The sequence below is a fragment of the Pseudoalteromonas tetraodonis genome (genome assembly GCF_002310835.1).
In the GTDB taxonomy this organism is placed as follows: domain Bacteria; phylum Pseudomonadota; class Gammaproteobacteria; order Enterobacterales; family Alteromonadaceae; genus Pseudoalteromonas; species Pseudoalteromonas tetraodonis.
The window spans coordinates 610448-622309 of record NZ_CP011042.1 but is presented as its reverse complement, the minus strand read 5'-3'; the positions used below and the strand labels follow the sequence as shown (position 1 = coordinate 622309).

Below are 11862 nucleotides of genomic sequence, written 5' to 3'. Positions count from 1 at the left end.
TTAACTCTGACGCGATATAAAGTCGCTGCTACGAAAGACATTTACTGCTAAAAACAGTTTTTTCACCACAGAGAATCCCGAGGCGCTTTGCGCTGCACAGAGATGGATTCATATCTTTTAAGTATTTCTCTGTTAACTCTGTGTTCTCGGTGGTAAATACTTATTTAGGCTTAACTCTGACGCGATATAAAATCGCTGCTACTAAAGATACTTACTGCTAAAAACAAATTAACTCCCCCCGCAACCCGAACCTCGCAGCTCGTAGCCCGCAGCCCGTACCCTAAGTTAAATTAATCGCCGAAAATGTTTAAACAAAAAAAGGCGCTTCCGATTAAGGTAAGCGCCTTTTTGTTATTTTAACTGCTTCTTATTTTACGATTTTCATTTCGTCTAATAAGTTTTGGGCGTTATCTACTTTATCCATTACCCACAGCATGTAGCGTGAATCTACATGGATTGAGCGATTTAGCTCTGGGTTGTAATCCCAATCACCAATAATGCTTTCGTACACACCGTCAAACAGTAAACCCACCAGCTCAGCTTTACCATTTAGTGTTGGTGAACCTGAGTTACCGCCAGTTGTGTCTACGTTTGATAAAAAGTTAACCGGTACGGTATTCATGCCACCTGTGTAATCACCATAAAGCTTGGCTTTAATTTGCTCTTGCAGCTTTTTAGGCGCATTAAATGGGTCAACATCGGTGTTTTTAGCCAGTAACCCTTCAAGTGAGGTAAACGGCGTGGCCACTAAACCATCTTGCGGAGAATACCCGCCTACCGTGCCGTAAGTTACACGTAATGTGCTATTTGCATCGGCGTAAACCGGTTTGTTTTGCGCTTTATTAAAGGCAATAATCGCACTCATTAACTCTGGGCGAGCGGCTTGTAACTTACCTGCAAGGGCTTTTGACTTATCTTCCTCAGCTTTCATTACCGTGAATATGGCTTTTGCATATTGCATGAATGGGTCTTGGCTTTGGTTTAATTGGCTAAGCGTTTGCTCAAATAATGAATTACGTACAATTTCGTTATCAAGCGTTGATTTAGCGTACATTTCATCAAGTAATGCACTTTGTTTTGCTTTATCAAACCCATTTTCTAAAGCAAAGGCTTTATCAATTTCACTAAAACGCTCTGCTTTAGGTAATGCTGCATATTGCTCTAAAAAGTGCAGTAATATGGCTTTATCTACGTTTGCGTCAAAGCGACGAGACATACGCTCTAAACCCGATTTAATACGCGGTAAATCACGTTCTTGATAACCCGATTCACGCTCGCTATTTGGCTTTTGTTTTTCATAAGCTAAACGGTATAAACGACGTGCCGTGCTGATCATTTGTGAACGGTGAACATAGCCTACCATACGGTCGCGCTCACTGTGCTCTTGCGATTGTGCAACAAGTGCTGATAACTCATTAAGTACATTACCGTAGCGCTGTTTACGTTCGCTATCGCTGTTTATCCAGCTTGTAAGTTCTTGTTCAAACTGCTTTTTACGCTCAAACATGGTGCCTTTTTTAAAGCTTTCGATCATCGAGCCATAGTTTTTAATGTAGTTGTTATAACCAGCTATGGTGCTTTCGTAAGCAATACGCGCTTTGCTGCCGTCTTCTGAGTTTTCTTCAATAAGTGACACGTATTTAGTATTGTGCATGCGCGCTTTAGGGTAGCTGTCGTTAAATACATAATCGACCTCTGCCGCAATACGGTAACGATTGGTTCGTCCTGGATAGCCAGTAACCATGACAAAATCACCCTCTTGCACGCCTTTAGCACTTACACTTAAGTAAGACTCAGGCACGTACGGTACGTTGTCTTCGCTGTATTCTGCTGGTTTGCCGTCTTTACCTACATAGGCGCGGTAAAAACCAAAATCGCCTGTGTGACGCGGCCACATCCAGTTATCGATATCGCCACCGTATTTACCTACGCCCATAGCAGGTGCATACGCTAAACGTACATCTTTAATTTCCAGCGATTTAATAAGGTAAAACTCTAAACCACCATGAAACGAATATACATTACAACGGTAGCTAGCATCAGCTTCACACTCTGCAACGAGGGCTTTTTGATTTTTTTCTAACGCATCGTAGCGTGCTTTTGCACTTAGCTCGTTAGTGCCGCTAATTACTTTATCAGTCACGTTGGTCACTGTTTCTGTAACGTACACACGCGAACCTGGCGCAGCAGGTAAATCTTCAGCCGGTGTTTTTGCTAAAAAGCCGTTTTCAAGTATGTTGTTTTCAGGCGTTGAATTATATTGCACTGAGCCATAAATACAGTGATGGTTAGTAACAACTAAGCCCTTTGGCGAAACAAACGAGGCTGTACATCCGCCTAAGCTAATAACCGCATTCATTGGAAATTCGGTTAATTTTGAAATTGAATCAACACTGATTTCAAGGCCTTTGGCTTTTAAAATTGATTCCAGCTCTGGTAGCTGATGTGGTTGCCACATACCTTCATCGGCATTGGCCGCAGAAGAAAGTGCCAGTGAACAGGTTGCTACCAAAGTGGCAACAAGAGGTTTTAAACGCATTATAGAATCCCTTTTATTATTGAACCTGCAGATTACTCATTAAGTATGAGTAAGGTCAACTGCGCTGAGATAAATTGTTACAATATAGCGCCCAATAAACAAAAAAGGAGCTAAGCTCCTTTTTAAACAAAATGATAAACGATGTTAGTCGTCTTTTTTCACATCATTTGGATGCGCTACACCCATCCATGCTTTAAATAATGCTTTTTGCTCATCAGTGGCATTTTTATTCGCAACCACTTTTTTAGGTTTGTCGAAATCTTCAGACAACACAAGCTCAGTCGACATTAATGCATCACGACGAATAAAATCAACAGTGACTTTATCGCCTGCTTTAAAGGTTTCTAGGCTGGCTGTTAAGTCTTTACCTACATGCTTTTTATTAATAGCGACGAGTTTATCGTCGGTGGTTAAGCCGCCTTGCCATGCTGCACCATCGCGGCGTACATGGGTAAGCGTAAGTAACTCGCCAGTATTTTTAGTCAATGCATCTAAGCTTGGTGTGGCCTTGGCTTTTTCTGGTAACTCTAAGCTTAAACCTACTTTTGCTAGCAGTGCATCAAAATCAAGGTTGGCTGGTGAGCTAACATTTGCCTGCCACCACGCGCTGTAATCACGCCCTGATAGTTGTTTTAAAATAGCCAGTACGTCTTGCTCAGTAAACCCTGCCGGTAATTTATGCTGTTTATAAAGCGCTTTATGTACATCTCTGTAGCTAATTTTACCTTGGCTATTTTCAAGTAGGTCGATATCTAACGCCATCGACAATAATGAACCTTCAAGGTAAATATTAGTGCTGTAGTTACGTGCGTGATCGCCGCCTTGGTTTATCCATTTATCAAAACTGGTTTCGCTGGCACTTTGTACTTCACGCCCAGGGGTAGTGAGGTGGCGGTTAATGGTTTTGCTTAATACTTTAAAAAACTCATCGTTAGTTTGAATACCCGAACGCACTAATAAATGATCTTCAAAATAGCTGGTAGAGCCCTCTGCTATCCATAGCAATTTTGAATAATTAATATTAGTGTAGTCATATGGCGCAAGCCCTTTAGGACGGTACGCTTTTACATTCCAAGTATGAATAAACTCATGAGCTGCCGTACTTATAAAACCTAAATAGTCTTCACGTTTAGCAAAGCGGTCGCGTGGGCGCTGAATAATCGTTGAGTTTAAGTGCTCAGTTGCCCCGCTTGCGCCTGATGTAGCATGTACCATAAATACATAACGTTCATAAGGGTAGCTGTCCCAAATCACATTGCCGGTAGCCACTAGCTTTTTCAAATCGGTTAGCATCAGTTCAATATCGTAATTGCCCTCACCCCATACCACCAGTTCGTACTCACGACCATCAACTTCAAAAGTGCGTAGCTCGTTAATACCGGTTTCGATTGGCGAATCAACTAATACATCGTAGTCACTGGCTTTAAAGCTGTGCTTATTTTTATAATTTTCCATGCCTGACACAGAGCGCCATGCTTTAGGGACGTTTAATTCAACCGTTACTGGCTCTTGGCGAAATGATTCGCTAAACATAAAAAAGCCTGACGCATCAATAAAGGCATGGCTGTCGTCAATATGGCGGGCGCGCTTACCTAGCTCATTGGCATACACTTGGTAATCTATATTTACTTCAGTGGGTTCATTTAAATGAACGCGCCATGTGCTGTGGTCAATCTTTTCCCACTTTAATGCATTACCTTCATCATCACTGGCTTTAAAGTAGCGAACGCCATTGGCAAGATTTAAAATTTCATAACGACCAGTGCGCCATGCTGGAAGTTTCACATCTAAGAAAGACTGCGCCGTTTTAGGAAATTCTACGTTCACATCACCTAAATGATGCTCTGGCTGAGAAATGTTTAAAGCGTAATTAACGTCGGCAAATACCGGTGCTGAACAGGCAGCTAAAATTGATAAGGCAAGTAGCTTTTTCATAAAGGCTCTTTTTTATATAACGTATTGTTGTGCCAAGGTTAACAAGACCCATTTTAAAAGTGAATTAAAAGCGATAAATACACTTATATTTAAGATCGTTCGTATTTTGTTGCTAAAAACATTAAGTTTTTGATCTCATACCTACTATTAATATGTTTTTGTTGTAAACTAAACCAATAAAGGTATTAAAATAATGGTGTGTAGGTGTCTAGGAGCTCCAATACGGTGGAACAAAAACTAAAACAAGCAATTGACAGTAGAAAAGTAATAGAAAGCGCTCGTAAACATCAAGTTGACACCCTTTCTAACTTTGCGGCTAAGTTATCTTTAAGCTGTAAAGGACTTGATATTGAGCTTGATAACCGCCTAGCAAAGTTCCGTAGCGCATTAAACAAAGGAATGGATTTTGAAGACTTCTCTCCTTTGGTAGATGATATTTTGGCCTTGCTAAAAAATCAGGAAGCGATTCAACTAGCGCATCAACGCGACCTGTTAACCAGCGTACAAAATGCAGGAAAACAGTTACAACAAACGAAAGGCCTGCCTGACGAAACCCGCAGAACGCTGCGTCATTTATTAGATAACCAACTTGACGATATACAATCGGTGCATGGGTTTATCCCAATATTAAACCAATTGATCACCTTTTATCATCAAGCTTTAATTGCTAAAAGCAATAATACCTTTGAACCACCCAATCTAAGTGTGCTCACTGAAAAGCTGTTTAAATTAGTTAGTGAGCTCGTACTAGAAGAAGAAGCCAACGAATCACTGTATTTAATAAAAAAACGCATTGCTAAAAATAAAGCCGTTGACCAGCTACTTGATGCCGCAATAGATGTGATTACTTTAATTGTTAAAAGTATTCACGTTGAACGTGAATCAGCGCAAAGCTTTTTAGCTTCATTAAACCAAACACTTGAAGAGCTGCATCGCTCATTGGTATCAACCAGTGAACACTCTGAATCAATGAATGTTGAATTTGACTCAATAAATCAACGCATTGGTGAAAAGCTAGAAAGTTTAAATACACAAACAAAAAATGCGACCTCAATCACAGCGTTAAAGCAGCTAGTTGAAAACGAGTTACGCTCACTCAGTGCAGATATTTTAGAAAAAGAGCAACTCGAACAAAAAGATCGCAGAATTTTAGTTGCCAGCTTTACACAAATAAATGAAAGAATTAATAGCTTAGAAAACAAAGTCAGTAACTATAAAAAACGTTTAAATGAGCAACGGTTTAAAAGCTTACTCGACAGCCTGACAAAACTGCCTAATCGCGCGGCATTTGATGAGCGTTACAACCACGAAATTAATTTATTTAACGAACAACCGTCAGACATAACGCTAGTTGTTATAGACGTCGACCATTTTAAATCAATCAACGATCGATTTGGCCATACTGCGGGCGATATTACTTTACAAGTTATTGCCAAAGCGCTGCAAAAGTCGATTAGGCAATCAGACTTTATTGCACGCTATGGCGGCGAAGAGTTTGTGCTATTAATGCCACGCACTTCACTTGAAAACGCGACAGCGCACCTCAATAAATTAAGACAGTCTATTAAAAAGATACCGTTTAAATTTAAAGACAAACAAATTGAAATTACTGTTTCGCTAGGCGCAACCCAATTTAAAGAGGGTGATACCCCTCTAAAAGCATTTGATAGAGCCGATCAAGCTTTATACGATGCTAAAAATTCAGGCCGGGATCGTCTGTGCATTAGTAAATAGTGTTATGCATTTCTACCTTTGAGTACAAGGCATAATTACGCAGTAAATTTACCCAAGAAGTATCAAGGAGAATGCCGATGCTAATACAGTTAAACCCAACAGGGGTATTAGATTTATTATCGCAGCTAGAAGTAGACCTCTTAGAACAGTCATCAACAAGCGAACGCTACAGGTTATTCAGAAATTGTGTTTTAGCTGTGCTTAATGTAGGCAGCCATACCGATGTAAGTAACGATATATACGAAAAACATAAAGACTTTGATATTCGTTTGGTAAGCCGTGAACGCGGTATTAAAATTGAATTAGAGAACCCGCCGCAAACGGCCTTCGTTGACGGCCACATAGTCACCGGCATACATGAGCACATATTTTCGGTTATTCGCGATATCTTATTTATTTGCCAAAAGTATGAAAAAAATCTCCAAGAAACTAAAGCCATTACCCACATGGTTTTTGACATGCTTAGAAATGCCGACGCTCTTAAAGTAAATAGTGAACCTAACATGATTGTATGCTGGGGCGGCCACTCTATTAACGAAATAGAATATAAATACACTAAACAAGTAGGTTACGAATTAGGCTTACGCGGGTTAAATATTTGTACTGGCTGTGGGCCTGGTGCAATGAAAGGCCCGATGAAAGGCGCCACTATTGGTCATGCCAAACAACGTATAACTAACAACCGTTATTTAGGTTTAACTGAGCCCAGTATTATTGCAGCTGAGCCACCTAACCCGATTGTGAATGAACTGGTTATTTTACCCGATATTGAAAAGCGACTTGAGGCCTTTGTTCGCACCGCTCATGCCATTATTATTTTTCCTGGTGGTGCAGGCACAGCTGAAGAACTATTGTATCTATTAGGCATTTTGTTGCACCCTGAAAACGAAAAGCAATGTTTACCTGTTATTCTTACCGGTCCAAAACAAAGTGAAGCTTACTTTGAGGAGCTGTGTCAATTCATTCAAATGACTTTAGGCGATGCAGCCCTAGATAAATTTGAAGTGATTATTGATGATCCTCAATTAGTAAGCCAAAAGTTAAAGTCGGCAATGAATGGTGTACGCGAATACCGTAAAAGCCAAGGAGATGCGTATTACTTTAACTGGACCTTGAAAATAGACAGTGATTTTCAGCAACCTTTTTACCCCTCTCATGAGGCTATGGCGTCGCTTGATTTACACCTTGATCAACCCAAACAACAGTTAGCGGCTAATTTACGCCGTGCGTTTTCGGGAATAGTGGCGGGAAATGTAAAAGAAGAAGGTTTAAATGCGATTAAAAAAGACGGCCCGTATGTCCTCAGTGGCGAGCCTGATTTAATGAAAGCAATGGACACACTTTTACAAGCGTTTGTAGAACAAGGTAGAATGAAGCTCCCTGGCAGTAAGTATATTCCTTGTTATACAATAAAAGCGTGAGTTTATAATTGAATCCCCATTTACTTCTTATTGATGCGCTTAATTTAATTAGGCGCATCTATGCTGTTGATGCTAACCAAACGCATCACAGCGACGAACATATGTTAAAAGCATGCTGCGCTCGAGTAGCACATGCCTGCAAAAAACTCATAACAACCACTAATGCAACCCATGCAATTGCTGTATTTGATGGCGATAAAAGTTGGCGCTATCACTTTTACAAAGATTACAAACATTCGCGCGCCCCGATGCCACAAACGTTAAAAGAAGCCTTGCCACATTTTAAAGCGGCCATCGAAGAAACCGGCATTGTGGTATTTGAACCGACTAACGATGAAGCTGATGATATTATTGCAACATTAGCCCATAAAGCCGCCAACAATCAGATAAATAACACTATTGTCTCTACCGATAAAGGGTTTTTACCGCATTTAAATGAGCAAATTGAAGTGTATGATTACTTTAAAAAGCAACAGCTCACACAGCAGCATATCCAAGAACGTTTTGGCGTGGCACAACACAAACTCATAGACTTTTGGGCTCTGGCAGGAGACAAAACCAATGACATTCCAGGTGTTAAAGGCATTGGTGTTAAATCGGCGCAACAATTGGTGAATCAGTACAACACTCTCGAAGAGGCATTAAGCGATGAATCATTAAGTGCGCGCTTACAAAAAAAGCTTGCTGATGATATGGATATGTTTGTTATTTCTAAACAATTGGTGAGTTTGCGTACTGATATCCACTTAGGCTTTAGTTTAAAGCAGTTAAGGCTTAATTAGTCGCAAGTTAATGGCACTGAACGATCGCAATACGTATACTAGTAATAGTTATATTGGTCTGGGTAGGCAATGTTTAAAAAGTTTTTTAGGTATTTGATATTGGGATTAGGTTTATATGCACTGATAGCCACGTCGGTTATTATGTTTTATAAAGACGATCCACAAGCAATGATTTGGCAAGACCGCGAAGCATTCAATAAACGCTATATTGAAAAACTGCGCTTAGAAGATTCTTTTACGCTAAATGCTGTGCTTGAATATTTAGGCAGCCCAGATTTAACCTACGCCAAGCGCGATGGTGAACAGGTGTGGCAAGTTATATTTTATCGTACACAACATAAAACCTCGGATGGCATTACCACCATGGATGAATGTACCGGGTTATTATTTAAAAACGGCCAACTAATAATGTGGGGCCCAAGTGCTTATGAAAAATACCTTGAGCAAAATGATGGAACAATTTAATGGAAGCACCACTGTCGGGTAACCTAAAAAAGCTACTCGAAAGCACACAGTTGCTTTTAGGTTCACATAATAATAAAAACCAGTGGCATACTTTTTACCCGATTGTTTGTAAACTTGCAGAACAATACGCAGCGTTATATAAACAAAACCCAGCGGCGTTACAAGCTCAGCTCAATTTGTATAAAACACACTATAGCTTTGCAACCAATTTAGTGGTTAATCAATGTGTTTTAACCTGTGCATTAAGTGCTAGCCAAAATTACGATAAACACTTAACAGAGCTTTATATCAGTGTCTCATTGGTGGAACACCTTTGTGTTGCTAATCAGTTGAATAAACTAGCCCAACAGCAAACATTTACTAATACCGACACTAAAATGTGGCAGTTACGCCATAAACTTGCTGCCAAAGTGATATTGACATCACAACAACCAGCACATCAAATTGCCCATATTTTAGCTAAACTAGCCAAATACAAACACGCATTATTAAACACGCCTAAAGTCATGCTTTATGACGGAGCCAGTGTATTGGTTGCTTTGGCAAATATTTTGGCGCTTAACGTAACCTGCAACGCAAAACAGCAGCATATTAGTTTTTATAAAGCAGTAGCTGATTTGTACATAAGAACCCCCAACTCATTTGCACAGAGGCTATTAAAAGACTTAGTGGCACACGTTGGACAATATGTACCAGGTAGCCAAGTAGTTTATGCTGACCAAACAATGATTTATTTGGCTACAGATTCGGCAGGCCGTCATATTATCGTTAATAATGCCAATTCAAAAATGGCCTGGTATCGGATAAAAGCATCATTAGAGGATGGCTCAAAGGCATGGCCGTGTAATGACGATCGCTTGTTTTTAAAAGTTTGGGACAGTGAGTACCTGCATATTGTTCATAAGAGTGACGATACACAGTCTTCTTTGTACGAATTAGTTAAACAAATAAAAAACCAACAAGAGTACAGTTACAAAGCATTAAGTACATTACTTACCCCTTATCCTAATGTTATAAAATCAGTGTGCCATGCAGTAAAACAGTATAATAAAGAGCTGCAGCCGGCAAAAGATTTAAGGCATAGCTTGTCTATGGTCGGTTACGATAAGGCCCCTGCGATTATTCAAGGCATGGTTTTCGAGCAGTTAGTAAATAGTATTGCCCATCCTTTACATACATTTTTGTGTACCCGCATGGGTTGTTTAATCAACATTGTAGAGCTGTTAGTAAAACACGATAAAAATTTGCAAAGTGAACGCATTAGTTTGAGCCTATATGCCTATTTATATTATCTATTAATTAATTACAGCCCAGAAGTTTCTAGAAAAATCACCTTAGACCAAACACCGAATAAATCCTTAGATACGCCAATATGCACATTTTTTGGCATAAACAATGTTGATACCCCTCATTTAACTAATGAGCTTAATGAATTACTTAGTAGCGACCCTTGGGCAATAGCGTTATTAAAAGCTGAAACATTGCCTAAAAAGCAGCTCGATGATAGCGCTAAGTTGTGGGCAGCTTTGAAAGTTGTAGCCCAGCGCGTACTTAAACCTAACCAGCCATTAACAGCATGGCAACAGCAGATATTAAATCAACAACTCACCCGCCATGGCTGGAAAAGTGAGGCCATTTTTTATCAATCCCTGCAGCAATTAGGTCTGCACAATAGTATTTAGCTGACTTATTATCACTATAAATTAAAGTTATACCCTGTATTTGCAGTATAAACTGGCAAAATGTTCAATAAATTGGTATAAATGCCGGCTTAAATTTAGCACCCCTGTCATATAAGTAGTCTAAACTCTGTGAGTATTTTTTATTTATGTGTGTATCCAAATCTTTAAAGGAAAAGTTCATGGCCAAACAAACCATAACAGTGATCAAAGGCGACGGCATCGGCCCAAGCATTATCGACTCAGCACTTGAAATACTAAAAGCCGCAGGATGCGATTTTGATTATGAATTTGTTGACGCTGGCCTCGCTGCGCTTGAAAAAACGGGCGAATTGCTTCCACAAGAAACAATTGACACGATTGCTAAAAATAAAATCACTTTAAAAGGTCCATTAACGACCCCTGTAGGCGAAGGCTTTACATCAATCAATGTAACACTTCGTAAGCAGTTTGGTTTATACGCTAATGTTCGTCCTGTGAAGTCGTTCGCAGGTACTAAAGCACGTTACGATGACATTGATATTATTACTGTTCGTGAAAATACCCAAGGTATGTACTCAGGTGCAGGTCAAGTAGTGAGTGCTGATGGCAACGAAGCTGAGGCAATGTCTGTTATCACGCGTGAAGGCGCTGAAAAAATCGTTACTTTTGCATACGAGCTAGCTGTACGCGAAGGCCGTAAAAAAGTAACCGCTGTTCATAAAGCAAATATTTTAAAATCAACATCGGGTTTGTTCTTAAAAGTTGCTCGTGAAGTGGCTGAACGTTACCCTGAGATTGAATCAACTGAAATGATTGTTGATGCAACCTGTATGAAACTAGTAATGACACCGGAAGAGTTTGACGTAATTGTAACGACTAACCTATTCGGCGATATTTTATCTGATTTATGTGCTGGTTTAGTTGGTGGTTTAGGCATGGCGCCTGGTGCTAACATTGGTGAAGATGCGGCTATCTTTGAAGCTGTTCACGGTAGCGCACCTGATATTGCAGGTAAAAACCTAGCAAACCCAACGTCAGTTATTTTAGCGTCTATTCAAATGCTAGAGCATTTAAATATGGGCGATACGGCAGAGCGCATTCGTAGCGCAGTGGCTGATGTAATTAAATCAGGCGACCGTACTACTCGCGATTTAGGCGGCAGCCATGGTACAACTGACTTCACTCAGTCAGTAATCGACCGTCTGTAACAGTATAATTGAATTATAAAGCCAACATCTGTTGGCTTTTTTTATGCCTGCTCAAAACCGCTTGTATCACTTTAATGTAATTAATGTGTATTTAAGCTCCCTACTCCTTAAAATTAA

8 protein-coding genes are annotated in these 11862 nt (G+C 39.9%); 6 read left to right on the top strand and 2 right to left on the bottom strand.

Annotated elements, in window-relative coordinates:
* Nucleotides 1–367 precede the first annotated feature (367 nt).
* Both PTET_RS18495 and PTET_RS18490 read right to left on the bottom strand, forming a co-directional pair.
* Nucleotides 368–2539: a S46 family peptidase gene (locus tag PTET_RS18495; RefSeq protein WP_016899731.1), complete on the bottom strand. Its 2172-nt coding sequence runs from the start codon at nt 2537–2539 to the stop codon at nt 368–370.
* 144 nt (nt 2540–2683) lie between these two features.
* A complete protein-coding gene (locus PTET_RS18490) occupies nt 2684–4474 on the bottom strand; it encodes a M61 family metallopeptidase (protein ID WP_013463273.1) in 1791 nt (596 codons plus the stop codon).
* A 225-nt stretch (nt 4475–4699) separates the two neighbouring features.
* Here PTET_RS18490 and PTET_RS18485 point away from each other — a divergent pair, with 225 nt between their 5' ends.
* The 6 genes from PTET_RS18485 (at nt 4700) to PTET_RS18460 (ending at nt 11745) form a co-directional block, all read left to right on the top strand.
* Nucleotides 4700–6208 carry a GGDEF domain-containing protein gene (locus tag PTET_RS18485; RefSeq protein ID WP_013463272.1) on the top strand — a complete coding sequence of 503 codons (1509 nt, stop codon included), beginning with the start codon at nt 4700–4702 and terminating at the stop codon, nt 6206–6208.
* Nucleotides 6209–6285: 77 nt separating this feature from the next.
* Complete coding sequence (ppnN, locus tag PTET_RS18480) at nt 6286–7629, top strand: nucleotide 5'-monophosphate nucleosidase PpnN (protein ID WP_013463271.1); 1344 nt, start codon at nt 6286–6288, stop codon at nt 7627–7629.
* An 8-nt stretch (nt 7630–7637) separates the two neighbouring features.
* On the top strand, nt 7638–8411 hold the full coding sequence (gene xni, locus PTET_RS18475; RefSeq protein ID WP_013463270.1) for a flap endonuclease Xni: 774 nt from the start codon (nt 7638–7640) through the stop codon (nt 8409–8411).
* A 69-nt stretch (nt 8412–8480) separates the two neighbouring features.
* Nucleotides 8481–8876: a DUF3192 domain-containing protein gene (locus tag PTET_RS18470; RefSeq protein ID WP_029609954.1), complete on the top strand. Its 396-nt coding sequence runs from the start codon at nt 8481–8483 to the stop codon at nt 8874–8876.
* Nucleotides 8876–10558 (top strand): hypothetical protein, encoded by a 1683-nt coding sequence (locus PTET_RS18465; protein ID WP_013463268.1) that lies wholly within the window; start codon nt 8876–8878, stop codon nt 10556–10558. Before PTET_RS18470 ends, PTET_RS18465 begins: the two co-directional genes overlap by 1 nt.
* A gap of 179 nt (nt 10559–10737) precedes the next feature.
* A complete protein-coding gene (locus PTET_RS18460; protein ID WP_013463267.1) occupies nt 10738–11745 on the top strand; it encodes an isocitrate dehydrogenase in 1008 nt (335 codons plus the stop codon).
* Nucleotides 11746–11862 lie beyond the last annotated feature (117 nt).

Coding starts and splice junctions, on each gene's coding strand:
- PTET_RS18495 (WP_016899731.1), bottom strand. CDS start 2,539: ATGCGTTTAAAACCTCTTGTTGCCACTTTGGTAGCAACCTGTTCACTG.
- PTET_RS18490 (WP_013463273.1), bottom strand. CDS start 4,474: ATGAAAAAGCTACTTGCCTTATCAATTTTAGCTGCCTGTTCAGCACCG.
- ppnN (WP_013463271.1), top strand. CDS start 6,286: ATGCTAATACAGTTAAACCCAACAGGGGTATTAGATTTATTATCGCAG.
- PTET_RS18470 (WP_029609954.1), top strand. CDS start 8,481: ATGTTTAAAAAGTTTTTTAGGTATTTGATATTGGGATTAGGTTTATAT.
- PTET_RS18465 (WP_013463268.1), top strand. CDS start 8,876: ATGGAAGCACCACTGTCGGGTAACCTAAAAAAGCTACTCGAAAGCACA.
- PTET_RS18460 (WP_013463267.1), top strand. CDS start 10,738: ATGGCCAAACAAACCATAACAGTGATCAAAGGCGACGGCATCGGCCCA.